This window comes from Actinopolymorpha rutila, from assembly GCF_013407855.1.
Taxonomy (GTDB): domain Bacteria; phylum Actinomycetota; class Actinomycetes; order Propionibacteriales; family Actinopolymorphaceae; genus Actinopolymorpha; species Actinopolymorpha rutila.
This window is the reverse complement of sequence record NZ_JACBZH010000001.1, coordinates 3,664,073-3,689,532: the sequence shown is the minus strand read 5'-3', so window position 1 is coordinate 3,689,532 and position 25,460 is coordinate 3,664,073. Positions and strand designations below refer to the sequence as shown.

General features: G+C 71.8%; 23 protein-coding genes. 14 read left to right on the top strand and 9 right to left on the bottom strand.

Annotated features, from left to right (window positions below; all coding sequences use genetic code 11):
• Positions 1 to 46 precede the first annotated feature (46 nt).
• Positions 47 to 1,915 carry an ABC transporter substrate-binding protein gene (locus F4554_RS16500; RefSeq protein ID WP_179788219.1) on the top strand — a complete coding sequence of 623 codons (1,869 nt, stop codon included), beginning with the start codon at positions 47 to 49 and terminating at the stop codon, positions 1,913 to 1,915.
• Positions 1,916 to 2,040: 125 nt separating this feature from the next.
• Here the strand turns inward: F4554_RS16500 and F4554_RS16495 are convergent, their stop codons facing one another.
• Positions 2,041 to 3,261, bottom strand: coding sequence for an ABC transporter permease (locus tag F4554_RS16495; protein WP_179788218.1), 1,221 nt, complete (start codon positions 3,259 to 3,261; stop codon positions 2,041 to 2,043).
• Complete coding sequence (locus F4554_RS16490) at positions 3,258 to 4,217, bottom strand: ATP-binding cassette domain-containing protein (RefSeq protein WP_179788216.1); 960 nt, start codon at positions 4,215 to 4,217, stop codon at positions 3,258 to 3,260. Before F4554_RS16490 ends, F4554_RS16495 begins: the two co-directional genes overlap by 4 nt.
• A gap of 341 nt (positions 4,218 to 4,558) precedes the next feature.
• Between F4554_RS16490 and F4554_RS16485 the strand changes: the two genes are divergently transcribed.
• Positions 4,559 to 4,858: a DUF4193 domain-containing protein gene (locus tag F4554_RS16485; protein WP_092655104.1), complete on the top strand. Its 300-nt coding sequence runs from the start codon at positions 4,559 to 4,561 to the stop codon at positions 4,856 to 4,858.
• Between the two features lie 179 nt (positions 4,859 to 5,037).
• On the opposite strand, the gene F4554_RS16480 is transcribed toward F4554_RS16485, so the two are convergent.
• Together F4554_RS16480 and F4554_RS32210 are read right to left on the bottom strand one after the other, a co-directional pair.
• Positions 5,038 to 5,280, bottom strand: coding sequence for a DUF4235 domain-containing protein (locus tag F4554_RS16480; RefSeq protein ID WP_337796073.1), 243 nt, complete (start codon positions 5,278 to 5,280; stop codon positions 5,038 to 5,040).
• 166 nt (positions 5,281 to 5,446) lie between these two features.
• On the bottom strand, positions 5,447 to 6,025 hold the full coding sequence (locus F4554_RS32210) for a DUF3093 family protein (RefSeq protein ID WP_179788213.1): 579 nt from the start codon (positions 6,023 to 6,025) through the stop codon (positions 5,447 to 5,449).
• A gap of 53 nt (positions 6,026 to 6,078) precedes the next feature.
• Here F4554_RS32210 and dut point away from each other — a divergent pair, with 53 nt between their 5' ends.
• The 4 genes from dut to F4554_RS16455 all read left to right on the top strand — a co-directional run bounded on the left by dut (position 6,079) and on the right by F4554_RS16455 (position 8,731).
• A complete protein-coding gene (dut, locus tag F4554_RS16470) occupies positions 6,079 to 6,564 on the top strand; it encodes a dUTP diphosphatase (RefSeq protein WP_337796072.1) in 486 nt (161 codons plus the stop codon).
• Position 6,565: 1 nt separating this feature from the next.
• Entirely contained in the window at positions 6,566 to 7,342 is a 777-nt protein-coding gene (locus F4554_RS16465; protein WP_337796071.1) for a DUF3710 domain-containing protein, read from the top strand.
• Between the two features lie 142 nt (positions 7,343 to 7,484).
• Positions 7,485 to 7,880, top strand: coding sequence for an OB-fold nucleic acid binding domain-containing protein (locus tag F4554_RS16460; RefSeq protein ID WP_092655108.1), 396 nt, complete (start codon positions 7,485 to 7,487; stop codon positions 7,878 to 7,880).
• Between the two features lie 2 nt (positions 7,881 to 7,882).
• The gene (locus F4554_RS16455; RefSeq protein ID WP_179788206.1) at positions 7,883 to 8,731 is read left to right on the top strand and encodes a DUF3159 domain-containing protein; all 849 of its coding nucleotides are present in this window, start codon (positions 7,883 to 7,885) and stop codon (positions 8,729 to 8,731) included.
• Positions 8,732 to 8,761: 30 nt separating this feature from the next.
• Here the strand turns inward: F4554_RS16455 and F4554_RS16450 are convergent, their stop codons facing one another.
• Positions 8,762 to 9,445: a potassium channel family protein gene (locus F4554_RS16450; protein ID WP_179788204.1), complete on the bottom strand. Its 684-nt coding sequence runs from the start codon at positions 9,443 to 9,445 to the stop codon at positions 8,762 to 8,764.
• A complete protein-coding gene (locus F4554_RS16445; RefSeq protein WP_179788203.1) occupies positions 9,445 to 10,107 on the bottom strand; it encodes an NAD-binding protein in 663 nt (220 codons plus the stop codon). Before F4554_RS16445 ends, F4554_RS16450 begins: the two co-directional genes overlap by 1 nt.
• A gap of 132 nt (positions 10,108 to 10,239) precedes the next feature.
• Here F4554_RS16445 and F4554_RS16440 point away from each other — a divergent pair, with 132 nt between their 5' ends.
• On the top strand, positions 10,240 to 12,285 hold the full coding sequence (locus F4554_RS16440) for an amino acid permease (protein ID WP_179788201.1): 2,046 nt from the start codon (positions 10,240 to 10,242) through the stop codon (positions 12,283 to 12,285).
• Positions 12,286 to 12,364: 79 nt separating this feature from the next.
• Complete coding sequence (locus tag F4554_RS16435) at positions 12,365 to 13,306, top strand: LLM class F420-dependent oxidoreductase (RefSeq protein WP_179788199.1); 942 nt, start codon at positions 12,365 to 12,367, stop codon at positions 13,304 to 13,306.
• Here F4554_RS16435 and F4554_RS33630 read toward each other — a convergent pair.
• A complete protein-coding gene (locus F4554_RS33630; RefSeq protein ID WP_179788197.1) occupies positions 13,248 to 13,856 on the bottom strand; it encodes a CGNR zinc finger domain-containing protein in 609 nt (202 codons plus the stop codon). The genes F4554_RS16435 and F4554_RS33630 overlap by 59 nt on opposite strands.
• Before the next feature lie 25 nt (positions 13,857 to 13,881).
• Here F4554_RS33630 and F4554_RS16425 point away from each other — a divergent pair, with 25 nt between their 5' ends.
• The 6 genes from F4554_RS16425 (at position 13,882) to F4554_RS16400 (ending at position 21,353) form a co-directional block, all read left to right on the top strand.
• Positions 13,882 to 14,133 (top strand): hypothetical protein, encoded by a 252-nt coding sequence (locus F4554_RS16425; RefSeq protein ID WP_179788195.1) that lies wholly within the window; start codon positions 13,882 to 13,884, stop codon positions 14,131 to 14,133.
• Between the two features lie 31 nt (positions 14,134 to 14,164).
• Positions 14,165 to 14,764, top strand: coding sequence for a hypothetical protein (locus tag F4554_RS16420; RefSeq protein WP_179788193.1), 600 nt, complete (start codon positions 14,165 to 14,167; stop codon positions 14,762 to 14,764).
• 146 nt (positions 14,765 to 14,910) lie between these two features.
• Entirely contained in the window at positions 14,911 to 15,681 is a 771-nt protein-coding gene (locus F4554_RS16415) for a YcnI family copper-binding membrane protein (protein ID WP_179788191.1), read from the top strand.
• Positions 15,678 to 16,250 (top strand): copper resistance CopC family protein, encoded by a 573-nt coding sequence (locus tag F4554_RS16410; RefSeq protein ID WP_179788189.1) that lies wholly within the window; start codon positions 15,678 to 15,680, stop codon positions 16,248 to 16,250. The genes F4554_RS16415 and F4554_RS16410 overlap by 4 nt, the downstream gene beginning before the upstream one ends.
• Positions 16,251 to 16,267: 17 nt before the next feature.
• A complete protein-coding gene (locus F4554_RS16405) occupies positions 16,268 to 18,325 on the top strand; it encodes a cytochrome c oxidase assembly protein (protein WP_179788187.1) in 2,058 nt (685 codons plus the stop codon).
• 220 nt (positions 18,326 to 18,545) lie between these two features.
• Complete coding sequence (locus tag F4554_RS16400; protein WP_179788184.1) at positions 18,546 to 21,353, top strand: aconitate hydratase; 2,808 nt, start codon at positions 18,546 to 18,548, stop codon at positions 21,351 to 21,353.
• An 86-nt stretch (positions 21,354 to 21,439) separates the two neighbouring features.
• Here the strand turns inward: F4554_RS16400 and F4554_RS16395 are convergent, their stop codons facing one another.
• On the bottom strand, positions 21,440 to 21,919 hold the full coding sequence (locus F4554_RS16395; protein WP_179788182.1) for a hypothetical protein: 480 nt from the start codon (positions 21,917 to 21,919) through the stop codon (positions 21,440 to 21,442).
• A 114-nt stretch (positions 21,920 to 22,033) separates the two neighbouring features.
• Positions 22,034 to 25,435, bottom strand: a complete 3,402-nt coding sequence (lysX, locus tag F4554_RS16390; protein ID WP_179788180.1) for a bifunctional lysylphosphatidylglycerol synthetase/lysine--tRNA ligase LysX — start codon at positions 25,433 to 25,435, stop codon at positions 22,034 to 22,036.
• Between the last annotated feature and the right edge of the window lie 25 nt (positions 25,436 to 25,460).

Sequence of the window (25,460 nt, the reverse complement as noted above, 5' to 3'; positions counted from 1 at the left end):
AGAACCCTCCTAGCGCGGCACTGATCCCTTGATGGGGAGGAACCTGATGAACGCAACACCAGGCCCGTTCGGGCCCGAGCTTTCCCGGCGACGGGTGCTCGAGATCTTCGGCCTCGGTGCCGCGGGCGCCGCGGTGCTGTCCGCGTGTGGCGGCCAGCACAGCGGTAACGGAGGGGGCGGTGGCGGCGGCGGTGGAGCCGCCGGTGGCGGCGGCGGCGGCAAGGGTGGCGAGTTCCACGGCGCCTATCCGTACTCCGTGCCGCCCAAGGGCCACTTCAACCTGATGAGCGGTGTGACCGACTCGATCATGGGTGGCACGCCGTACCAGGACCTCATTCTTCTCCCCGGCGGCATGTACCGCTGGGCGGAGAAGAAGTGGGAGCCCATGCTGGCCGAGAAGTGGGAGTTCGACGGCAAGGCCAAGACGTTCACCTACCACGTCCGCCAGGGGCTTTCGTGGAGTGACGGCAAGCCGATCACCAGCAAGGACGTCGTGACGACGTTCTGGTGCCGGCGGATCATGCGCCAGGTCGAGTGGGACCTGATCGACGACGTGAAGGCCACCGACGGCCAGACCGTGGTCTTCTCGATGAAGAAGCCGTCGACGGTGCTGGAGCGGTACGCCATCCGCCAGGCCATCTTCTCCGACGCCACGTACGGCACGTTCGCCAAGCGCGCGCAGGACCTGTTCAACGGCGGCAAGGACCTCGACAGCCCCGAGGGCAAGAAGCTGAACGAGGACCTGCAGGGCTACCGCCCGAAGAACCCTGCCAAGGAGTTCATCACCAGCGGTCCGTTCACGTTCGACTTCAACAGCATCACCAACGCCCAGCTGACGCTGCTCAAGAAGGACAAGGGCTACGCCACGGACAAGGTGCTGTTCGACCGGATCGTGCTCTACAACGGCGAGGTGCCCACCGTCACCCCGCTGGTGCTCGGCAAGCAGGTCGACTACGCCACCCACGGCTTCCCGGTGGCGACCGAGAAGCAGGCGATCAAGAAGGGCCTGCGGATCATCCGGCCGCCGGTCTACTCCGGGCCGGCGATCTTCTTCAACATGGCCAAGCTGCCGGAGTTCAAGGACGCGCGGGTCCGCCAGGCCATCGCGCACGCGATCAACCGGAACGACAACGGCACGTTCGCGCTGGGCGACTCCGGCAAGGGCGTGAAGTTCATGACCGGCTTCTCCGACAACCAGGTGCCGGACTGGCTGAGCGACGCCGAGCAGGCCAAGCTCGACACGTACCCACTGGACCCGAAGAAGGCGGCCACCCTGCTCACCCAGGCCGGCTGGAAGAAGCAGGGCAGCTCCTGGATGAAGCCGGACGGCAAGCCGGCGGCGTACGAGCTCACGTTCCCGGCGGAGTTCGCCGACTGGTCGGCGGCCGGGGAGAACGCCGCCAAGCAGCTGTCGAACTTCGGGATCAAGGTCACCGGCCGCGGGGTCACCTTCACCCAGCAGCCGATCGACGTGGACAAGGGCAACTTCGAGCTGGCGATCCAGGGCTGGGGAACGTCCTCCCAGCCGCACCCGCACTTCGCCTTCGTGGCCGACCTGTTCACGCACAACATCCCGATCGCCGCCAACCAGGGCGGCAAGGGGATGGGCTTCGAGCTGAAGCAGAACACCAAGGCGTTCGGCCAGATCGACCTCGAGGAGGTCGTGCTCTCCGCCGCGCAGGGTCTGGACGAGGCCGAGCAGAAGCGCAACGTCGCCAAGGCGGCGGTGGTGTTCAACGAGTTGCTGCCGATCGTGCCGCTGTTCGAGCGGTACGGCAACAACCCGTGCCTGGAGGGTGTCCGGGTCGACAAGTGGCCTGCCGACAGCGACCCGCTGCTGCAGAACTCCCCGTACGCCGACAACTTCACGATCATGTTGATGTTGTCCGGCGACCTGAAGCCGGCCGGCAAGTAGGCCTGCTCAGGTAGCCGCGGAGTAGTCGCAGCGAACGCGAGAACGGCCCCCGCACGAGTCGTGCGGGGGCCGTTCCGTCTGTCCTCCGGCCCTGCGCCACGGGGCTGCTCGGCGAGCAGCTCCGGTCAGCGGGCCGCCTCGACCGCGGCCGGGGTGGAGCGCTTCCGCGCGCCGCGCCACGCGTCCATCAGGGAGATCTTGGCGCCCATCCGCAGGATCGCGCCCTCGTAGATCCGCGCACCGCTCACGACCAGGGCGAAGATCGCGGCCAGCATCAGGAGCAGGGCCAGCCCGATCTCCCACAGCGGCGCGTCACCCCGCGCCATCCGCACCGGAGCGCACAGCGCCGAGAACGGCGGCACGATCGACAGCACCCGGGAGACCAGTGCGTCGGGGTTCTGGTTCACGTAGAAGGTGGCGAAGAACGACACCATGATGCTCATGCTGGCCGGCGCGATGACGTTCTGCAGCTCCTCCTGGCGCGACACCCGGGCCGCGCTGGCGGCGAACACCGAGCTGTAGAAGCCGTAGCCGAGTACGAACCACACCATGACGTACCCGACGGGGATCACCAGGTCGGCGGTGACGTTGAGCATCCCGGTCGCGTTGCCCAGGGTGAGCCCGAACGCCGCGATCAGGGCCAGCTGGCAGAACCCCAGGAGACCGATGCCGAGGATCTTCCCGGCCAGCAGCGCCTTGGTGGAGATCGCGGACAGGATGAGCTCGACCACCCGGCTCGCCTTCTCCTCCACGATGCCGAACGCCACCCACATGCAGTAGCCGATCAGCTGGCCGTAGAGCACGATGCTGCCGATGAAAGCGATCTGGCCGCGCATCTCGGCCTTGGGGTCGGTCGGGTCGAGGGCGTCGACCGTGAGCGGCGCGACCTGCTGGGCCGCCTGGACCGCCGCGGGGTCCATGCCGCCCTGACGAAGCCGCTGGCCGGCGACGAGGTCGCGGTGGGCGGACTGGATCGCCGCTGCGATCTGCGGGTCCAGCTTGTCCTTGACGACCACCTTGCCGGCGCCGACGTACGCGTCGAGCTTGCCGTCGGTGACGGCGGCGCGAGCGGCCGCCTCGTCGGCGTAGCGGGCGCGTTCGACCGTCACGTCGAGCGCTGTGGCCTGGGTCTTCACCGACGCGGCGAGTTGGTCGGCGGCGGATCCGGCGTAGGCGATCCGGTAGGTGTCGTCACCGCCCAGCAGCTTCGGCAGGAACAGCACGACGCCGAGGATGATCAGGGTGAGGACGGTGGAGAACCAGAACGACTTGTCCCGCAGCCGCTCGGTCAGCTCGCGACGGGCCACCGTGCGGGTGGCCTCGGACATGGACAGCGGGGCGCTCATGCCGGAATCTCCTGGGTGGCCGGGCGGCGGTGGTTGCCGGTGGGGGACTGCGGGAGCTCTTCGGAGACGACCTCGCGGAAGAGGTCGACCAGGCTCGGGGTGAGCGGCCGGAACTCGTGCACCGGCCCGGCCGCGCGGGCGGCGTCGAGCAGGTGCTGCGGGTCGACCGTGGTGGCCAGCTCGACTGTGGTGGCCAGGCTGCCGTCCCGCTGGTCCTCCGCGACGACGTCGACCCCCGGAACGCCGGACGTCCAGCCCGTACCGGCACCGACCGCGACGAGGTAGCGGCGCGGACGGTTCTGCGTCCGGAGCTCCTCGACCGTCCCGGTGGCGACGATCCGGCCGGCCCGGATGATGCCGACCGCGTCGCAGAGGCGTTCGACCAGATCGAGCTGATGGCTGGAGAACAGCACTCCCACGCCGCGGCGTACCCGCTGGGCGAGAATCTCGGCCAGCGCGTCGACGCCCACGGGGTCCAGCCCGGAGAACGGCTCGTCCAGCACCAGGAAGGCGGGGTCGTGGACGAGGGCCGCGGCCAACTGCACCCGCTGCTGGTTGCCGAGGGAGAGTGCCTCCACCCGGTCACCGCCCCGGTCGGCCAGGCCGAACTCCGCCAGCAGCTCCTCGACAGCGTTGGCAGCCACGTCGCGCGCGGTGCCGCGCAGCCGGGCGAGGTAGACGAGTTGTTCGCGGATGCGCATCTTCGGGTAGAGGCCGCGCTCTTCGGGCATATATCCGAAGCTTCGCCGGGCGTCGGCGTCGGCCGGGCGGCCGTTCCACCGGACCTGCCCGGCGTCCTGTTCCAGGACACCCATGAGGATGCGCATCGTCGTGGTCTTGCCCGCGCCGTTGGTCCCGACGAAGCCGAACATCTGCCCGGGCCCGACCGACAAGGAGAGATCATCGACGGCGACCCGGTCGCCGTATCGCTTGGTGACACCTACGAGTTCCAGCACCAGGCCAGACTTTCAGGCGTTCGTGGTAAATCAGGTCATCCTCGGGGACGGTTTGTCATCGACCCGGGGTAGGATCCGGGCGCCGCGCATGTCGAACGGCGCGGGAAACCGCTCATTCGACGACCAGTTCGACGACACCTGCTCCAGGTGCTCACGGCCCGGAGCGGGGTAAGGCAGAATCTGCGCCCCGGATCGGGCACAAGTTCGGCCCGCCGAGCGTTAGGTGCTCGATAAGCAGTCCGGACCCGCTGCCCGAGCGCCGCAGACCGAGGGTCCCGTTACACACCGCGCACAACGACGTGCACACCGCAAGACCCGCTGAGCCAGGGGGAAGAGGGACGATGGCCACCGATTACGACGCGCCACGCAAGACGGACGAGGAGCTTTCCGAGGACAGCATCGAGGAGCTCAAGGCGCGGCGCATGGACAAGAACTCCGGGAAGGTCGACGTCGACGAGGCCGAGGTGGCCGAGACGTTCGAGCTCCCGGGCGCCGACCTTTCCAACGAGGAACTCTCCGTGCGGGTGCTGCCCCGCCAGGCGGACGAGTTCACCTGTTCGAGCTGCTTTCTGGTGCACCACCGCAGCCAGCTCGCGTTCGAGAAGAACGGCGGGCCGATCTGCCGGGACTGCGCCGCCTAGGGTCGCAGGACAGATCCGAAGCAGCAGATCCGAAGCAGCAGAGCCAAGCAACACAGCCGAACAAGCAGGCTGGACGGGGAACACAGGACCTACGCGTCCGGGGGTGAGCGACCGCCACGTGCGGCGGCTCACCACCGGACGCGTCGTCGTGTCCGGGTGGCGCCTCGCCTGGTCCGCCGCTACTTCGACGGCGGCAGCTCACCGGTCCAGCGCTGCCACAGCTTGGCGGCCTGCCGGGTCGCCAGCAGCCGGGCGATGGCGATCCCCATCCCGCTGGCCAGCGCCCACGTGACCGCTTCCTTCCAGGTCAGGTCGGGATCCTCCGGGTCCGAGGGCGGCTCGTTGCCGGTGACGTAGCGCCAGCTGGTGTCGACCGCCTTGCGGGTCACCGCGACGGCGGCCAGCGTGCTGACACTCCGCACGATGGTCCATCCGAGTTTCGACCTTTGCACGTGGAAACCTCCCTGTTTTGGTCGAGTCTGGCACGTCGTGGTCGTGCTCGCGCGAGATCCCGTGGGGCCGGCCGGGAGTGTTCGGCGAGCCGCGGGCACGGCCCCCGGGCTCGCGCGCGAACGGGCCGCCGCCGGCTCAGCCGGTGAAGGGCGGGGCCTCCCGAGCCCGCTCCATGGCGGCGGCCAGCCGCTCGGGGTGGCGGCTCGCGACGTACCAGTACGGCGTGGGGTCGGTCGGGTCGGTGATCTCCACCCGTACACCCCGGGAAATGTATGGACGCAGGAACATCCGGGCCGTCGCGTCGGCCGCCGGGCCCCGCAGCGCGCGGGCCTGTCCGGTCGTCAGAGCCAGTACCGAGCCGGTCGTCGCCAGTGGCGCCTGGGCCTTGCCCACCGAAAGCCCGGCGTCGTCCACCAGGACCCGCGTGCTGCCGAGATAGCCGAGGCCCGCACCGCAGAGCGCCGCCGCCAGGGCACCGACCACGTGGCCGGGAGCGCCCATCGCGTGCTCCGCGGCGAACCACAACGACGCGACCATCACCGCCGCGAACGCCCACCACGACGCCGGCACCCACCAGCGTTCTGCATAGACCGGCCTGGAACCAGGCCCGGAACCAGGCCTGGAACCAAGCCCGGAAGGGGACGAGAGGCCCGGCGAGCCGGTCCGCGCGGGGTCCGCGGGGCGATCGGGGGTGTGATCCGATGGCGCGTTCACGTCGGCTAGCCTCCCACCGCGAGCACCTGGGATTGCGAGTAGGGTCGGGCACCGTGACCAGCACGGACGACGTACCGGTGTTGATCCGGCGTCTCGACCCCGACGTGACGATTCCGGCCTACGCCCACCCCGGTGACGCCGGGGCCGACCTCGTGACCACGGCCGACGTCACGCTCGCCCCAGGGGAGCGCGCGGTGGTGCCGACCGGCGTGGCGCTCGCCCTGCCCGCCGGGTACGCCGCCTTCGTGCATCCCCGTTCCGGCCTCGCGGCCAGGCTCGGTGTGTCGATCGTCAACGCACCGGGCACCGTCGACGCCGGCTACCGGGGCGAGATCCAGGTCGTCCTGGTCAACCTCGACCCACACACCACGGTCGAGTTCCGGCGCGGTGACCGAATCGCGCAGCTGGTGATCCAGAAAGTCGAACGTGCCCGGTTCGTCGAGGTCGACTCCCTGCCGGGGTCGCTGCGCGGTGCCGACGGCCACGGCTCGACCGGGGGCTTTACCGATGCGGGCCAACCCCGCGGTGGAGGGATCTGACGTGATTTTCCGACGGGCCAACTCCTCACCCGCCGACCTCGACGCGCGCGACCGCCGCCGCCGGGGCCGCCGTCCGGACGACGAGGACGTGCCGACGTACGCCGTCGACGAGCAGTCCGGCGCCGATGCCGACTACCCGGACGCGGGAACCCCGGGAGCGCGGGCGGCGACCGGCGCCACCACGCCGCGTGCGCAGGGGCCCTACGACGCCGGCGAGGTGGAGTCGCTCCACGAGCCGCTGGAGGTGGGCCGGATCGACCTGGGCGGGCTGCAGGTGCACCCGGTCGAGGGGACGGAGCTGCGGCTGCAGGTGGACGAGGAGTCCCAGTCCGTGGTCGCGGCGCTGTTCGTGCAGGAGGACTCCGCGCTGGAGCTGCGGCCGTTCGCGGCACCGCGCACCGAGGGCCTGTGGGACGAGATCCGCCGCGAGATCGCGGCCGAGACCACCCGGCGCGGAGGCATGGTCACCGAGGGGACCGGACCGTTCGGGCCCGAGGTGAAGGTCGTAGTCCCGGCCACGATGCCCGACGGCCAGCAGGCCACCCAGGCGTCCCGGATCGTCGGCGTGGACGGCCCCCGGTGGTTCCTGCGCGGCACGCTGATCGGCCGCGCGGCGGTCGAGCCCGATGCCGCCGAACCCCTGCTCGCGGCGATGGCGCAGGTGGTCGTGGTGCGTGGCAAGGGTCCGATGGCGCCGCGCGACATGATCCCGCTGCGCCTGCCGGACGAGGCCCAGCGAATCGGCCCCGACGACGAGGACCTCGACGACCTCGGCTGACCTCGGCTGACCTCGGCTGACCTCGGCTGAGCGGCGCTCCCGATCCCGGCGGCGGCCTCGAGTGGGTCGGGATCGCGGGAGGCGGGGTCCCGGCGTGCGTGCGGCCTCGTCGCTTCCGGAGCCTCCGAGTACGCTGCGTCGCATGAGCGGCGACACGACCAGGTCGACACGCACCGGTATGTGGCGTCGTGCCCTTTCCAGACTGACCAGCAGCCAGGACGACCTCGAGGCGGCCGAGCTGCAGGACGACGTGCTGGAGGCGGGTTACGACCCGATCCACGGTTGCGCCGACCGCGAGCAGGTCAAGCTGCGTGGCACCATCAAGACGGTGACGTTGCGCCCCAGGGCGGGCACGCCGGCCCTGGAGGCGGAGCTGTACGACGGGTCCGGCAAGGTGGCCCTGGTGTGGCTCGGCCGGCGCCGCATCGCCGGCATCGAACCCGGCCGCAACATCATCGTCCGCGGCCGGATCGCCGTGCACGACGACCGCAGGATCATGTACAACCCCCGCTACGAGCTCAGGCCCCTGGGAGAGTGAACGTGACCGACGGACCGTCGCCCCGCCCAGACGACGACTCGCCCGGCTGGGTTCCGGGCCGGTCCGCCGACCACACCGAGGCCCCCGAGCATCCCGTCGGCCAGTCCGGGGCCCCCGAGCACCCGAATCCCACCGGCGACGCCGTGGCCGAGCCCTCCGAGCAGCATGCCGACGGGCCGGCGGCTTCGGAGGACGACGAGGACGCCTTCTCCCTGCTGCGCGTCTTCGGCGGGTGGGGTGGCCTGCTGGACGCGGGTCTTCCCGGTCTGGCGTTCGTCGCCACCTTCACCCTGTCCGGCCAGCAGTTGCGGCCGGCACTCATGGTGGCGATCGGGGTGGGCGTGGTGTTCGCCGTCGTCCGGCTGGTACGCCATGACCCGCTGCAGAACGTCATCGGCGGCTTCTTCGGCGTCGCCATCGCCGCGCTGATCGCCAACGCCACCGGCAAGGCCGCCGACTTCTACCTGCCCGGCCTGTTCATCAACGCCGCCTACGCGGTCGGCTACCTCGTCGCCAACCTCGCGCGCTGGCCGCTGATCGGTGTCGTGGTGGGGCTGGCCGCCGGGTGGGGTACGGCCTGGCGGGACGACCCGGTGCTGGTGCGGGCGTTCACCCGGGTGGGCTGGCTGTGGGCGGGGTTCTTCCTGCTCAAGCTCGCCGTCCAGCTGCCGTTGTACCTCGCCGACCAGGTGGTCGCGCTCGGCGTGGCCCGGGTGGTGATGGGCTGGCCGCTGTGGCTGGTGCTGCTCTGGCTGACGTACGTCGTGGTGAAGGGCTCGGTGCCGCAGGAACACTTCCGCGCGGTCAAGCAGGCTGCCGAGCGGATCGCCGCCCGGCAGCACCCCAAGTGATCCACAGGGCGTGCCGCACGCCCTGGCCGGTCAGCTCTGGCGCGCCTTCTTCACCTGGTGCGGGCACAACAGCTCCTGGAGCTCCTTCTCGCGCTCGGTGACGGCGACGAACAGGAGCTCGTCGTGCGCCTCCAGCGGAGTGTCGCCGGTGGGCACCAGCACCCGGCCCTCACGCACGATGGTCACCAGCACGGTGTCGGGCGGCCAGGAGACGTCCTGGACACGGTTTCCGATGCACGTCGAGTTGGGCGGCAGCGTGAGCTCGACCAGGTTGGCCTCGCCCTGGCGGAAGGTGAACAACCGCACCAGGTCACCGACGGAGACCGCCTCCTCGACCAGCGCGGCCATGATCCGGGGAGTGGACACCGCCACGTCGACACCCCAGGACTCGTTGAACATCCACTCGTTCTTGGGGTGGTTGACCCGGGCGACCACCCGCGGCACGCCGAACTCGGTCTTGGCCAGCAGCGACACGACGAGGTTGGCCTTGTCGTCACCGGTCGCGGCGATGGCCACCTGACAGCGGTGCAGCGCAGCCTCGTCGAGGGTGGACAGCTCGCAGGCGTCGGCCAGCAACCACTCCGCGTTGGGCACGGCCTCGGCCTTGGTGGCCCGCGGGTCCCGGTCGATCAGCAGGACCTCGTGGTTGTTCTCGAGGAGTTCGGCGGCGATGGAACGGCCGACGTTGCCGGCCCCGGCGATCACGACACGCATCAGACGTCCTCCGGTCCGGTGGCGAACGCGGCCTCGACCTTCTCGATGCCGTCCTCCCGCATGATGACGTGCACCAGGTCGCCGTCCTGGATGACGGTGTCCCGGTGGGGAAGGATCCCCTCGCCGAGCCGGGTGAGGAACGCCACCCGGGCGCCGGACGTCTGCTCCAGGTCGCTCACCCGGTGGCCCACCCAGGCGGGTCCGATGTGCACCTCGGCCAGCCGGACCGTCCCGGTCGGGTCGCGCCACTCCGGCTCCGAGCCCTCCGGCAGCAGCCGGCGGATGATCTGGTGCGTCGTCCAGGGGATGGTGGCCACGGTGGGGATGCCGAGCCGCTGGTAGACCTCGGCCCGGCCGGGGTCGTAGATGCGGGCCACCACGTTGTCGACCCGGAAGATCTCCCGGGCGATCCGTGCGGCGAGGACGTTGGAGTTGTCACCGCTGGAAACCGCCGCGAACGCACCGGCCTGCTCGATTCCCGCCTCGATCAGGACGTCCCGGTCGAAGCCGATTCCGGTGACGGTGCGGCCGGCGAAGTGCGGGCCCAACCGGCGGAAGGCCTCGGCCGCCCGGTCCACGATCGCGACGCTGTGGCCGCGGTCCTCCAGGCTGTGCGCGAGTGTGGAGCCGACCCGGCCGCAGCCCATGATCACGATGTGCACAGTGTCCTTCTTCGCACGATCTCTCGTCAGGGCAATCCCGAACGCTACACCGGGGCGAGTCTGGCCGCCCGCCCGGCGGGTGATCCAGGCGCGCACGCGACCGGATCGGTCCGTACCTCTAGCATCCCTCCCGTGGGATTAGGTGATCTGGGCAAACGTCTGCTGGTCGGCCGCAAGCTCCGCAGCACGCAGTTGAGCGAGACGCTGCTGCCGAAGCGGGTGGCCCTTCCCGTCTTCGCCAGTGACGCGCTCTCGTCGGTGGGCTACGCGCCGGACGAGATCTTCATCACCCTGTCCGCGGCCGGCCTGGCGGCGTACGCGTTCTCCTGGAAGATCGGGATCGCGGTCGCCCTGGTCATGCTCGTGGTGGTGGCCTCCTACCGCCAGACGGTGCAGGCGTACCAGTCCGGTGGCGGCGACTACGAGGTCGCGAGCGTCAACCTCGGCCAGACGGCCGGGCTCACCGTGGCCAGCGCGCTGCTGGTCGACTACGTGCTCACCGTGGCGGTGTCCATCTCCTCGGCGGCGCAGTACGCCGCGACCGCGATCGAGTCGCTGCAGGGCCATCAGACCATCGTGGCGGTGATCGCCACGGTGTTCCTGATGACGATGAACCTGCGCGGCATCCGCGAGTCCGGCACGGCCTTCGCCATTCCGACGTACCTCTTCATGTTCTCCATCCTTGGCATGGCGGCGTGGGGCTTCGTCCGGCTGGTGCTCGGCGACCTGCCGGAGGCGGCCAGCGCCGAGCTGCACGTGGCGCCCGAGCCCGCCTACACCCACGGCCTGATGGGCCTGGCCGGGGTCTTCCTGATCATGCGGGCGTTCGCCTCCGGCAGCGCGGCGCTCACCGGTGTGGAGGCGATCAGCAACGGCGTTCCGGCGTTCCGCAAGCCGAAGGGCCGCAACGCCGCGACCACCCTGCTGATGCTGGCGGTGGTCGCGGTCAGCATGGCGCTCAGCGTGATCGTGCTGGCCAACCTGATGCACGTTCGGATGGCCGAGCGGCCGGCTACCCAGCTGCTGCACGCGGACGGTACGCCGGTGGGGCCGAACTACCACCAGCCGCCGGTGATCAGCCAGCTCGCGGCGGGGATCTTCGACCACTTCCCGATCGGCTTCTACGTGGTCGCGGCGGTCACCGGCGTGATCCTGGTGCTGGCCGCCAACACCGCGTTCAACGGCTTCCCGGTGCTCGGCTCGATCCTCGGCCGGGACGGCTTCCTGCCCCGGCAGCTGCACACCCGCGGGGACCGGCTGGCGTACTCCAACGGCATCATCCTGCTGGCCGGCTTCGCGATCGTGCTGATCGTGGCGTTCCGTGCGGACGTGACCCGGCTGATCCAGCTCTACATCGTCGGCGTGTTCGTGTCGTTCACGGTCAGCCAGACCGGCATGCTGCGGCACTGGGGCAGGCTGCTGCGCACCGAACAGGATCCCGCCGCCCGCACCCGCATGCAGCGCAGCCGGATCGTCAACGCGGTCGGCCTGGCGACCACCGGCCTGGTGCTGATCATCGTGCTGATCACGAAGTTCACCCACGGAGCGTGGATCGCGCTGGCCGCGATGGCCGTGCTGTTCGTGCTGATGAAGGGCATCCGCAAGCACTACGACCGGGTGGCCACCGAGATCGCGATCGACACCGACGAGGACATGACCCTGCCGTCGAAGGTGCACGCGGTGGTGCTGGTGTCCAAGCTGCACCGGCCCAGCCTGCGGGCGGTCGCGTTCGCCCGTGCGTCCCGCCCGGACGTGCTGGAGGCGGTGACGGTCGACGTCGACCCGGAGGAGACCGTGCGGCTGGTGGACGAGTGGGACCAGCGCGGGATCCCGGTGCCGCTGAAGGTGCTCGCCTCGCCGTACCGCGAGATCACCCGGCCGATCGTGGAGTACGCCCGCAGCATCCGCCGGGCCAGCCCGCGCGACATCGTGATGGTCTACATCCCGGAGTACGTCGTGGGCCGCTGGTGGGAGCAGCTGCTGCACAACCAGAGCGCGCTGCGGCTGAAGGGCCGGCTGCTGTTCACCCCGGGGGTGCTGGTGACCAGCGTTCCGTACCAGCTGAGGTCGTCGCGGATCGCCGCCCGGCGCGAGGACAGCCCGTGGCGGGCACCGGGTCAGGTACGCCGGGGCGGGCCGGGGCGTGCCGCGCGGGAGCGGTCCGGCACCCGCCGCTGACCACCGACCTTCCCAACACCGCCGACCCCCGCCGACCGCCGCCGACTGTAAGGGCCGGCGGGTCGGGAAGGATGCCGGCATGGACCTGCGTATCTTCACCGAACCCCAGCAGGGCGCGACGTACGACGACCAGCTCCGCATCGCCCGTGCGGCGGAGGACTGCGGCTACGACGCGTTCTTCCGTTCCGACCACCTGCTCGCCATCGACGGCATGCCGACCGCCGGCCCGGACGGGCTGCCCGGTCCCACCGACGCATGGACCACGCTGGCCGGCCTGGCCCGCGACACCACCCGGATCCGGCTGGGCACCCTGGTCTCCCCGGTGACCTTCCGTCCGCCCGGGATGCTCGCCCTGCAGGTGGCGCAGGTGGACCAGATGTCCGGCGGCCGGGTCGAGCTCGGGCTCGGCGCGGGGTGGTACGAGCAGGAGCACCGGGCGCTCGGGCTGGCGTTCCCGTCCCGGCGGTTCGGGTTGTTCGCCGAGCAGTTGGCGATCCTCACCGGGCTGTGGTCGACGCCGCCGGGCGAGCGGTTCAGCTTCGACGGCGAGCACTACCAGCTCACCGACACGACCGGGCTGCCCAGGCCGGTCCAGTCGCCGCACCCGCCGATCATCGTGGGCGGTGCCGGGCCACGTCGTACGCCCGCGCTGGCAGCGAAGTACGCCGCGGAATTCAACCTCGGCTTCGCGCCGCCCGCGGAGATGGCACCGGCGTACGAACGGGTCCGGTCGGTGTGCGCCGAACAGGGCCGCGATCCGGGCACGCTCCGGCTGTCGGCCGCGCTGACCGTGAGCTGCGGCCGCGACGACGCCGAGGTGGCCCGGCGGGCCGCCGCCATCGGCCAGGACCCGGCGGCGCTGCGCGAACGCGGCCTGGCCGGTACGCCGGCGGAGCTGGTCGACCGGATCGGTGCGTACGCCGAACTCGGTGTGTCGAGGTTCTACCTCCAGCTGCTCGACCTCACCGACCTGGACCAGGTGGAGCTGATCGCCGCGCAGGTGGCGCCGCAGCTCGGCTGACGTGGACTCGGCTCGTCGCCCGGGCGCGGTGGTCGGCGACACGCACCCGGTTGGCGCAGCGCAGCGAACAGAACCGCCGCCGGCCGTTGCGGGAGGTGTCCAGGAAGACCGCACCGCACCCCTCCCGGCCGCAGCGCCCGAGCCGGTGCCCGGCGGCGTCGCAGACCACGTGCGCGATGCCGGCGGCGGTCTGCGCGCGGACGCGGGTCACCACGTCCGGGTCCTCCGGGAAGTAGTGCAGGTGCGGTGGCCGGCCGCCGTGCCGGCTGACGAACGGGCGGCTCGCGCCGAGGTCGAGCAGTTCGTTGACCAGGGCGACCTGGCGGTCCAGGTCGGGCTCGCCGTAGGCCCGGTCCAGGTGCGCGGCCCAGGCGGCCAGGTCGTCGGCGTCGCGCCGGCTCAGGCGTCCGTGCTCGATCTGGTGGGCGGCCAGGATCCGGGCCAGCTCGTCCGTGTCGTCCGTACGGGGGTGGCCGGCGGTCTCCCGGCACTGGTTGACCAGCGCGGTCGCCAGCCGGGCCGCCGATCCACCGTAATGGTTGAAGTGCACAAGACCATGACAGCACGCTGGGGCGATGCGCGACCACGAGGGCTGTCCCACCTGCGGCTGGCCGGCGACCGACCTGGGTGACCCCGGGGGAGCGGGCGAGGTGCTGTCCCGGCACGCCACGTCCGCCGGCACGGTGACCTACATACGGTGCGTCTGCGGCGGGCTCCTCGTCCTGGTGGCGGGTGCCGTCGCGGGTGCCGCCGGGTCGTGGGCGAGCGGGCAGCGCAGCCCTGGCCACCGGAGCACGGCCGCCTCCCGGGAGGCACCTAGACTCTGACCGACGTACTTCCGAGCGAACGGGACCGGTCGTGAGCCACCCCGGCAGTGGGCCGCCGCGGATCATCCGCGGTGCGTTGCTCGCGGGCTGCTGCACCGCCCTGGCGGTGGTGGGTCACGTCGGCGCGGGCGGTGAGGCACCGGCGGTGGCGGCACTGGTGGCCGGCACGGTCGTCGTCGGCGCGGAGTTCGCCGTGCTCGCCGACCGGCGGCGCGCGTTCGGCCAGATCCTGGCCGGCGCGCTGGCGGCGCAGGCGGTCTTCCACGTCCTGTTCTCCCTCGCATGTGCCCACGGGTACGAACTCACGACGGGAACCACCATCACTCCCGGCACCCCCGGCCCGGTCGCCGGCACGCTCGTGGAGGCGTTCCCCACGCCGGTGATGGTGCTCGCCCACCTCGGTGCCGCCGTGCTGCTCGCGGCCCTGGCCGCGGCCGGGGAGACCCTCGTGTGGGTGGTGTTCCACCTGCTCGGGCTGGTACGCCTGCCCGCCCTGACCCTGCCGGCCCCGGCCGGGGTCAACGTCACCCCCGCGCGGAACCACGACGACCTTCCGGGAGCGCGTGAGCTTCGGATCCGCCGAGCCCACCGGCGGCGAGGACCCCCGGCCGTGATGCCGGCTCCGGCCTGACCCACGGCTCCCACCGCCCCTTCAGCACCGGCGGACGGGACGACGGTCGTTGGGCGGCCGGAGCCGACCGGGCCACCGTCCAGTCACCGCGCCGGTACCAACCGCTGGTATCCCATCCGTGCGCGGGTTCGCGCCGAAGGGTTCTCATGCACGCCAGACCGCCTCATCTCGCCCGTACCTCACGATCGGTCCGTACGCCGCTGCGGCGGGCCGCCGTCGTCACCGGCACCGCCACCGGTGCGCTGCTGCTGACCGCCGGGACCGCCTCCGCCCACGTGACCGTCGATCCCGGCGAGGCCGGACGGGGGGAGTACACCAAGCTCACCTTCCGGGTGCCCAACGAGTCCGGCACCGCCTCGACCGTCCGCGTCCGGGTGAACTTCCCGGCGGCGACGCCGCTCCCGTCGGTCCGGGTGAAGCCACACCCGGGCTGGACCGCGAAGGTGACCGAGTCCAAGCTCCCGCGGCCGGTCGACGTCGGTGACGTACGACTGGACCGCGCCGTCACCGCGGTCACCTGGACCGCCGCCGAAGGGTCGGCGATCGGGCCGGGGGAGTTCGACGAGTTCGACGTGTCGGTCGGCCCGCTGCCTGCGAAGGCATCCATGTCGTCGATGTCGTTCCCCACCGTCCAGACGTACGACGACCAGAAGGTCACGCGTTGGGACCAACCCCAGGCGCCGGGGGCGGCCGAGCCGGAGCACCCGGCTCCGACGCTCACGCTGGTCGCAGGCCCGGGCGGTCACCACGGCACCGAGGCCGCCGCCGACCCCACCGCCAAACCCACCGCCGCGTCGGCGGACTCCACCGCACGCACGCTCGGGACTGCCGGACTGGTCGTCGGCATCCTCGGCCTGGCCGCCGCCGGGTACGCCGCGCTGGCGGTCCGCCGGCTCGGCCGGGGCGGGCCACGATGACCGGCCGGCGCGGGACGCCCGGCCGAATCCGCCCGGCCGGAGCGCGGGTGCTCGCCACCGCGCTGGTACTCGCCGCCTGCCTGGGCCTGCAGGCCTGGTCGTCGGTTCCGGCGTTCGCCCACGCGGCGCTGGTGTCCAGCGACCCGAAGGACGGCGCGGTGCTCGACCGCCCGCCGCGGCAGATCACCCTCGAGTTCGACGACCCGATCTCCCGGAAGTTCGACGTCGTCGCGGTCAGTGGGCCCGGCGGCGCCACCTACCAGTCCGGCGGTGCGCGGGTGCTGGGAAGCAAGGTGACCCAGCGGCTGGCCGACCTGGGACCGGCCGGCACCTACCAGGTCGCCTGGCGGGTGGTGTCCGCCGACGGGCACCCGGTGTCCGGGACGCTGAAGTTCACCACCCGCACCGCCGGAGGCGGGCACGGTACACATGCCACGACGAAGCCCGGGAAGTCCGGCACGCCGTGGTGGCCGATCGGGGTGGCGGTGCTCGTGGTGTTCGCCGGCGGCGGGGTGATCGCCGTCCGGAGGCGGCGCGCCGGCGACCCGCCGTCACCGGACGAGGGCTAGGTGGGGATGCTGTGAGCGTGACCGAACGTCGAGACGCCGGCAGCCGGCCGGACCGCGGCGACACCCGCCCCGGCCCGGCCGGCCACTTCCCCTGGGTCGTGGCCGGCTGGCTGCTGGCCGGGGTGGGTGTGCTCGTGATCGCCCTGGTGGTGGGTGGGGGACGGCCGAAGCCCACCGCCCCGGGGCTGCCCGACCCGGGGATGCTGACCGGCTGGGGCCTGCCGATCGCCAAGCTGGCCATGGACCTCGCCGCCGTCGGCGCGGTCGGGTCGCTGTTGTTCGGGGTGCTGGCGCCCACGCGGGCCGGTGCGCTCGAACCCGCCGCGACCCGGGCGCTGCGCGGAGCGGCGGCCTGCGCGTGGGCATGGGCGGTGGCCGCCGCCTTCACCCTGATGTTCACCATTTCGGACTTCCTCGGCATCCCGGTCGCCCGGCTGGACTACCGGGACAACCTGGCCGGCTTCGTCTCGGAGGTGACCCAGGGCCGGTCGCTGGCGGTCGTGTTCCTCCTCGCGGTCATCCTCGCCGCCACCGCGCGCGGCGTGCGTACGCTCAACGGCGTCGCCCTGCTGCTCGTGCTGGCGGTCACCGCCACACTTCCGCCGGCGCTGACCGGTCACTCGGCCTCCGCCGCCGACCACGACATCGCCACCTCCAGCCTGCTGGTGCACATCGTCGCGGTGACGCTGTGGGTCGGCGGCCTGGTGGGCTTGGCGGTGTACGGCCGGCGGGCGACCACGCCCGCGCTGGGCAGTGCCGCCGGCCGGTACAGCTCGCTGGCCCTGTGGTGCTTCGCCGCCGCGGGCTTCTCCGGGCTGGTCAACGCGTGGGTACGCCTCGGTGGGATCGCTCCGCTGGTCACCTCGTCGTACGGCTGGCTGGTACTCGGCAAGCTCACCGCGCTGGTCGCCCTCGGCTGGTTCGGCTGGTGGCACCGCCGACGGACCCTGCCGGCCCTGGACCGGAAGGCGCCGGGTGCGTTCCGCCGGTTCGCGGCGGCGGAGGCGGCGGTGATGGCCGCCACGATCGGGCTGGCCGTCGCGCTGTCGCGGACGCCCACGCCGCTGCCGGAGGAGGCGGGCCGCCAGTCGACCGCGCAGGCCCTGATCGGCTGGGCGGTTCCGCCGTTCTCCTGGTCGAACGTGCTCACCCTGTGGCGACCGGACACGCTGGTGCTGGTCGCGGCGGCCACGGGCGTCGTCCTCTACCTGCGCGGGGTGTGGCGGCTGCGCACCCGTGACCTGCGCTGGCCGGTCGGGCGTACGGTCAGCTGGTTGTTCGGGGTGGCGGTCACCGTCTTCGTGCTGTGCTCCGGGGTGGCGACGTACGCCCCGGCGATGTTCAGCGTCCACATGGCCCAGCACATGACGCTCACCATGCTGTCGCCGATCCTGCTGGCCATGGGCGCTCCGGTGACGCTGGCGCTGCGCGCGCTCCCGGCCGGCCGCCGGGGAGGCGAGGGGCAGCGGCAGGGGCGGAGTCACCAGCGGGGCATGCGCGAGTGGATCCTCCTCGTGCTGCACAGCCGGGTGGTCCGGCTGGTCACCCATCCCATCGTGGCGCTGGCGCTGTACGTGCTGAGCCTGTACGCGTTCTACTTCACCGGACTGTTCGCCGCGGCGATGAGCAACCACATCGGCCACCTGCTGATGACGTTCCACTTCCTGGCGGTCGGGTCGCTGTACTTCTGGCCGATCATCGGGCTGGACCCGATGCCGCGCCGGTTGCCGCCGTTCGGCCGGATGCTGCTGTTGTTCGCGTCCATGCCGTTCCACGCGTTCTTCGGCGTGATCGTGATGACCACGACGACGGTGCTCGGCGCGGAGTGGTTCGCCGGCCTGCGGCTGCCCTGGCTGGACCCGCTGGCCGACCAGAACGTCGGCGGCGGGATCGCCTGGGCCGCGGCGGAGCTTCCGGTGCTCATCGTCCTCGGCGTCGTGTTCGCGCAGTGGGTGCGCGCCGACGCCCGGGAGGCGAAGCGGCTGGACCGGCGCGCCGACGCCGGTGACGGCCGACTGTCCGACTACAACGCGATGCTGGCCCGACTGGCCGCTCGGGACGACTCCGGCCGCTGACCACGCGGCCGTCCCGGCGGCTCGCGGGGACGGGTGGCGGCGGCTCGGCCGGTCCGTGTATCTTGACGTCGAGATAATTGCGAGGAGCCGGGCCGCATCCGGACCCCGGCCGGTGCACGCGGAGCATCGGTGGGCAGGATGGCCGACGGGCCGACAACGCAGGATCGACCGGGACCTACCGGACCCGGCGGACGGATCCAACGGACAAGGGGAGAGGGCCATGGCGAGCGTCGACAGCTTCGGAGCCAAGGGACAGCTCGAGGTCGGTGAGGCGTCGTACGAGATCTACCGGCTCGCCGCCGTCGACGGCGCCGAGCGGCTGCCGTACAGCCTGAAGATCCTGCTGGAAAACCTCCTGCGCACCGAGGACGGCGCCAACATCACCGCCGACGACATCCGGGCACTCGCGCAGTGGGACGCCGACAGCGAACCCAGCAAGGAGATCCAGTTCACCCCCGCCCGGGTCATCATGCAGGACTTCACCGGCGTGCCGGCCGTGGTCGACCTGGCCACGATGCGCGAGGCGGTACGCGACCTCGGCGGCGACCCGGCGCGGATCAACCCGCTGTCGCCGGCCGAGCTGGTCATCGACCACTCCGTCATCGCCGACGTGTTCGGTACGCCGGACGCGTTCGCCCGCAACGTCGAGATCGAGTACGAACGCAACAAGGAGCGCTACCAGTTCCTGCGCTGGGGCCAGGGCGCCTTCGACGACTTCCGCGTCGTGCCGCCGGGCACCGGCATCGTGCACCAGGTCAACATCGAGCACCTCGCCCGGGTGGTCTTCGGCCGTGAGGTCGACGGCGCCCGGCAGGCCTACCCCGACACCTGCGTCGGCACCGACTCCCACACCACGATGGTCAACGGCCTCGGCGTCGTCGGCTGGGGCGTGGGTGGCATCGAGGCCGAGGCGGCGATGCTCGGCCAGCCGGTGTCGATGCTCATCCCGCGCGTGGTCGGCTTCAAGCTGAACGGCGAGCTCCCCGAGGGTGCCACCGCCACCGACCTGGTGCTCACCATCACCGAGATGCTGCGCAAGCACGGTGTGGTCGGGAAGTTCGTGGAGTTCTACGGCCCGGGTGTGGGAGCGGTCCCACTCGCCAACCGAGCCACCATCGGCAACATGTCCCCGGAGTACGGCTCCACGATCGCGGTGTTCCCGATCGACGAGGAGACCGTGCGCTACCTGCGGTTGACAGGCCGTCCGGACGAGCAGGTCGCGCTGGTCGAGTCCTACGCCAAGGAGCAGGGCCTGTGGCACGACCCCGAGCGCGAGGCCGCCTACTCCGAGTACCTCGAGCTCGACCTGTCCACGGTCGTTCCGTCCATCGCCGGCCCGAAGCGGCCGCAGGACCGGGTGAGCCTCACCGACGCCAAGCAGGTCTTCCGCGGCGTGCTCACCGACTACGTCACCGCCGAGCCGAAGACGAACGGCGACGAGCAGGGCTACGACGAGGCGGCCGCGGAGTCCTTCCCGGCCAGCGACGCGCCCGCGTTCCACGGTGACAACCACGCCGGCCAGCCGGCGGGCTACGCCTCGGCCGCCCGCGGCGCCGACGGCCGGCCGACCGCGCCGACCCGGGTCACCCTCGCCGACGGGACCGAGTGCGAGGTCGACCACGGTGCCGTGGTGATCGCCGCGATCACTTCCTGCACCAACACCTCCAATCCGTCGGTGATGGTGGGTGCGGCGCTGCTGGCCAAGAAGGCGGTCGAGCGCGGCCTGAACCGCAAGCCCTGGGTCAAGACCACCCTGGCGCCGGGTTCGAAGGTCGTCATGGACTACTACGAGCGGGCCGGCCTCACGCCATATCTCGAGAAGCTCGGCTTCAACCTGGTCGGCTATGGCTGCACCACCTGCATCGGCAACTCCGGCCCGCTCATCCCCGAGGTGAGCCAGGCGGTCAACGACGCCGACCTCGCCGCGGTGTCGGTGCTGTCCGGCAACCGCAACTTCGAGGGCCGGATCAACCCCGACGTGAAGATGAACTACCTCGCGTCCCCGCCGCTGGTGGTGGCGTACGCCCTCGCCGGCAGCATGGACGTCGACCTGAGCACCGAGCCGCTCGGCCGGGACAGCGACGGCAACGACGTGTTCCTCGCCGACGTCTGGCCCTCGGAGCACGAGGTCGAGGAGGTCGTCGCCGGCGCCATCGCCAGCGAGATGTTCACCCGCGACTACGCCGACGTGTTCGCCGGTGACGAGCAGTGGCAGGGCCTGCCCACCCCCGAGGGCGACCTGTTCGCGTGGGACGGGCAGTCCACCTACGTGCGCAAGCCGCCGTACTTCGACGGCATGGCCGCAGAGCCCACGCCGGTGAGCGACATCACCGGTGCGCGGGTGCTTGCCAAGCTGGGCGACTCGGTGACCACCGACCACATCTCCCCGGCGGGCTCGATCAAGAAGGACAGCCCGGCCGGTGCGTACCTCCTCGACAACGGCGTGCAGTTCCGCGACTTCAACTCCTACGGATCGCGCCGCGGCAACCACGAGGTGATGATCCGCGGCACCTTCGCCAACATCCGGTTGCGCAACCAGCTGGCGCCGGGCACCGAGGGCGGCTTCACCCGCGACTTCACCGCGGGCGGCGACGTCACCACGATCTACGAAGCCTCCACGCACTACCAGGAGGCCGGCACGCCGCTGGTCATCCTGGCCGGCAAGGAGTACGGCTCGGGCTCGTCGCGAGACTGGGCGGCCAAGGGCACCGCGCTGCTCGGTGTCAAGGCGGTGTTGGCGGAGTCGTACGAGCGGATCCACCGGTCCAACCTCATCGGCATGGGCGTGCTTCCGCTGCAGTACGCCAACGGCGAGTCCGCGGAGTCGCTCGGCCTCACCGGCGAGGAGACCTTCGACGTGGTGGGGATCGAAGCGCTCAACGAGGGCGACACTCCGCGTGAGCTGACCGTGCGCGCGGACGGCCGGGAGTTCCGTGCCGTCGTACGCATCGACACCCCGGGTGAGGCCGACTACTTCCGGCACGGCGGGATCATGCAGTACGTCCTGCGGTCCCTGATCGCCCGCTGAGGTTCACGCCTCGGGTGGTAGTCACGTCGCCCCCGTACCCACGTCGTGTGGGCACGGGGGCGACGTCGCGTTGCGGAGCGGTGAGCTCAGACGGCCTCGGAGAGGGCCTGGGTGGGGTATTCGCCGGCTTCCTCGTCGGTGGCGGCGCGGCGGCGCAGGGCCGCGGCACCGAGCAGCACCAGAAGCAACCCGCCGGCGGCGATCCACGCGCCGGGCTGGACGTCGGCGATCCGGAACTGCGCCGCCCCGTCGGCGAAGGCGATCCTGCCCACCCACAGCCCGACGGTGGCCGCACCGAGCAGGAACGACAACCACAACAGCACCCGCACCAGGAGCAGTGCACCCAGGATGCCGATCGCGCCGGCAACCGCCAGCGGAGCGGCCATCGACGTCCAGTAGTTCAGCGTCTGGCCGGCAAGGTCCTTGACCTCGGGCCGGGTCAGTAGGTCCTGCAGGCGAACCTGTTGGGGCGAGCGGTTTCCGAGCCAGTCGAAATAAGCGCCGGTCGCGATCGCGATGGCTCCGATGGTGGCGAGTACCGCCGCCCGAGGACGAACGATTGTCATGGCCGGACCTCCAGCGTCGTGCCGATCCCCGTGTGGCTGCCCCCGCGACTTTCGACTGAGCAACCTACCCCAATCCGGCCCGCCGGTGGGGAACGAAAATCTGCCGGGGACGGTTCAGGGCCTGTCGTCGCCGCGCGGACGCACCAAGGGGAACAACAGCGTCTCCCGGATCGACCGGCCGGTCAGCGTCATCACCAGCCGGTCGATGCCGAGACCGAGGCCGCCGGCCGGTGGCATTCCGTACTCCAGCGTGCGCAGGAAGTCCTCGTCGAGCTGCATCGCCTCGGGGTCGCCGCCGGCGGCCAGCAGCGACTGGGCGGTGAGCCGGCGGCGTTGCTCCACCGGGTCGGCGAGTTCGGAGTACGCCGTGCCGAGTTCGACGCCGAACACCACGAGGTCCCAGCGTTCGGCCAGCCGCGGGTCGTCGCGGTGCTGCCGGGTGAGGGGTGAGACCTCGGTGGGGAAGTCGGTGTAGAACGTCGGGCCTACGGTCTTCGGCTCCACCAGCGCGTCGTAAACCGCGAGGACCGCCGCGCCGGGGCCGGCCGCCACGTCGACGTGGACGTTGGCCCGCGCGGCGTACCTGCGCAGCGTCTCGGCGTCGGTGCCGGGATCCACCTCCTCTCCGAGCGCGGCACTCACCGCGGCGTGCACGCTCACCACCGGCCACTCCGGGGCGAGGTCGACCTCGATGGTGGTCCCGTCGGTTCGGTCGGGGTTGGTACGAGTCAGCACGGTGCCGCCGTGCACCGCGCGGCAGGCGGAGCGGACGAGCTCGCAGGCCAGCAGGCGCATGGAGTGATAGTCGCCGTACGCCTGGTAGGCCTCCAGCATCGTGAACTCCGGGTTGTGCGTCGCGTCGGCGCCCTCGTTGCGGAAGTTGCGGTTCAGCTCGAAGACCTGCTCCAGCCCGCCGACGAGCAGCCGCTTGAGGTACAGCTCCGGGGCGATCCGCAGGTAGAGCGGCAGGTCGTAGGCGTTGATGTGGGTGCTGAACGGCCGGGCGTTCGCGCCGCCGTGCACCGGCTGCAGCATGGGTGTCTCCACCTCCTCGTACCCGCCGGCCCGCAGGGTGTCGCGGACCGCCTCGACCACGGCCCGCCGGTGCGCGAAGAGGACCCGGCTGTCCGGCCTGGTGGCCAGGTCGACGGCGCGCTCGCGTACGCGCGCCTCGGGATCGGTGCGGCCGTGCCACTTGTCCGGGAGGGGGCGCAGGCACTTCGCGGTCAGCGCCCAGCCGCTCGCGCGGACGGTGAGCTCGCCGGAGCGGGTGGTGCCGACGTGGCCGGTGACGCCCACGTGGTCGCCGAGGTCGACGTCGTGCTTCCACCGGGTGAGCGCCGCCGGGTCGGTCAGGTGCCGCGGGTCGAGCATGACCTGCAGGTCGCCGGTGCCGTCACGGACGGTGGCGAAGCCCAGCCCGCCGAACGTACGCAGGCCGACCACCCGGCCGGTGACACCGACCAGCCGGTTCGTCCAGGTGTCGCGTGCGAGGCCGGCGAACTCCGCGGCGACGTCGGCGGCGGAGGCCGTCCGGGGATAGCCGACGGGGTAGGGGTCGACGCCTTCCGCACGCAGCCGGCGCAGCTTGTCCCGGCGGACGCGTTCCTGTTCGGGCAGGGCGCGTTCGCGGCGAGCCTCGAACTGGTCGAGGTCGGCGGCCGGCTCCTCGCCGGGCTGGACACCTCCGCCGGCAGGTCCCTCGATCGCCGGCGGCTGGACGGCCCCGGCAGCCCCGACGGCACCGGTCCCGGTAGCGGCCGGCCGCTGTGGCACCTCCGTCGCCAGCCCGCGCGCACCGCCCCGGCGCAGCCGGCGGCCCGGCCAGACGGGTACGGGCACCAGCCCCTCCGCGACCCCGGACGCCACCGCGATCCGGGGCATATCCCGTGACCTCGGGTAGCACAGGAACCTCGTCACCCACTCGGGCTCGAACTTCGCGTTCGCGCGGTACAACGCCTCGATCTGCCACCAGCGCGAGGCGAGCAGCAGCGTTCGCCGCCACACCCGGGCCACTGGTCCGGCGCCGATCTCGGCACCCTCCACCAGGCCGGAGCGGAAGATCGCGAAGTTGAGCGAGATCTGGTCCACGCCGAGCGCCCGCGCCGCCTCGACCAGCCGGGACACCATCAGCTCGACCACGCCGTTGGGCGCCGCGGCCGAGCGGCGCATCAGGTCCAGGGACAGGCCGCGGCGACCCCACGGCGCGAACGACAACAGAGCGCGCCGGTAGCCGTGGCGGTCCAGGCACTCGACCAGGACGCACCGGCCGTCGCGCGGGTCGCCGAGCCGACCGAGCGCCATCGAGAAGCCGCGTTCCCCCTGCGTACCCCGCCACCGGTCGGCGTCCGAACCGATCTCGGCGAGCTCGTCGGCGGGGATGTCGGCGTGCCGCCGGATCCGGCAGGTGTAACCCAGGCGCTCCAGCCGCTGCACCGCCTGGCGTACGCCACGCATCCGCCGCCCGGCCAGGTCGTAGTCGGCCACGCGCAGCACGGCCTCGTCACCGAGTTCGAGGACGTGCAGGCCCGCGTCGGCGTAGGCGTGCGCGCCCGCCTCGGTCGTGCCCATCACCGCCGGCGCCCAGGCGTAGCGGCGGGCCTCGGCGAGCCAGGCGCGGATCGCCGCCGGCCACTGCCGCGGGTCACCCACCGGGTCGCCGGAGGCCAGGCTGACCCCGGCCACCACGCGGTAGGTGACCGCCGCCGCGCCGGAGGGGGCGAAGATCGCCGACTTGTCGTGGCGGGTCGCGAAGTAGCCCAGCGAGTCATCGGCGTACGTCGTCAGCAGCCCGCGCAGCTGCCGGTCGTCGTCCGGTGTCTGGTACAGCGTCATGCGGCGCGGGCGGAACAGCACCCAGGCGCCGGCGAGCTGGACGGCCGCGCCGAGCAGGCCGAGGAAGACCGTCACCCCGTGCAGGGGCGGGGGAGAGGGCAGCTCGCGGAACACGTCGAACCGGTTCGTGGTGACGTTGGTCCCGCCGGTGAGGAACACCAGCGCGGTCTGCGCCCGGGCCCCGGCGGAGGCGATCCGCCCCGGAAAGAGCGTGAGCGCCGCCATCCCGAGCACGAACCCCACCACGACGGCGACCGCCACCGTGGCCAGCGCCCGCCAGCCGGCCCGCGGCGCGACCTCGGCGTCGAACGCGGGCCGGGCGAGGATCAGGATCACCAGCACCGCCGTCAGCACGGCGAGGCTGAGCAGGCCGTGGTGCAGGACCACGACCTCGGCGACGTCGTACACCATGTTCGGCACGATCAGCAGCAGGACGAGGAACCACCAGGCGATGCGCTTGCGGCGCCGGACCGCGGCGGCGAGGATCCCGAGGTACGCCGCGTAGGCGAGGTTGGGCTGGGCGCCGATGGTGGTCAGCTCGATGAGGTCGCGCACGGGTTCGAGCACGCTCCGTAGCCCCGGAAACAGCGCGGTGACCACACAGAAGACCGCCACGGCGGTCAGGAAGCGCGCGATCCAGGTCGCCAGGACCGCTGCCCTGGCATCCTTGCGAGGGGCCATCCGGGGCTACCTCACGGGTCCCGCG

Coding starts and splice junctions, on each gene's coding strand:
- F4554_RS16500 (WP_179788219.1), top strand. CDS start 47: ATGAACGCAACACCAGGCCCGTTCGGGCCCGAGCTTTCCCGGCGACGG.
- F4554_RS16495 (WP_179788218.1), bottom strand. CDS start 3,261: ATGAGCGCCCCGCTGTCCATGTCCGAGGCCACCCGCACGGTGGCCCGT.
- F4554_RS16485 (WP_092655104.1), top strand. CDS start 4,559: ATGGCCACCGATTACGACGCGCCACGCAAGACGGACGAGGAGCTTTCC.
- F4554_RS16460 (WP_092655108.1), top strand. CDS start 7,485: ATGAGCGGCGACACGACCAGGTCGACACGCACCGGTATGTGGCGTCGT.
- F4554_RS16450 (WP_179788204.1), bottom strand. CDS start 9,445: ATGCGTGTCGTGATCGCCGGGGCCGGCAACGTCGGCCGTTCCATCGCC.
- F4554_RS16435 (WP_179788199.1), top strand. CDS start 12,365: ATGGACCTGCGTATCTTCACCGAACCCCAGCAGGGCGCGACGTACGAC.
- F4554_RS16425 (WP_179788195.1), top strand. CDS start 13,882: ATGCGCGACCACGAGGGCTGTCCCACCTGCGGCTGGCCGGCGACCGAC.
- F4554_RS16415 (WP_179788191.1), top strand. CDS start 14,911: ATGCACGCCAGACCGCCTCATCTCGCCCGTACCTCACGATCGGTCCGT.
- F4554_RS16410 (WP_179788189.1), top strand. CDS start 15,678: ATGACCGGCCGGCGCGGGACGCCCGGCCGAATCCGCCCGGCCGGAGCG.
- F4554_RS16400 (WP_179788184.1), top strand. CDS start 18,546: ATGGCGAGCGTCGACAGCTTCGGAGCCAAGGGACAGCTCGAGGTCGGT.
- F4554_RS16395 (WP_179788182.1), bottom strand. CDS start 21,919: ATGACAATCGTTCGTCCTCGGGCGGCGGTACTCGCCACCATCGGAGCC.
- lysX (WP_179788180.1), bottom strand. CDS start 25,435: ATGGCCCCTCGCAAGGATGCCAGGGCAGCGGTCCTGGCGACCTGGATC.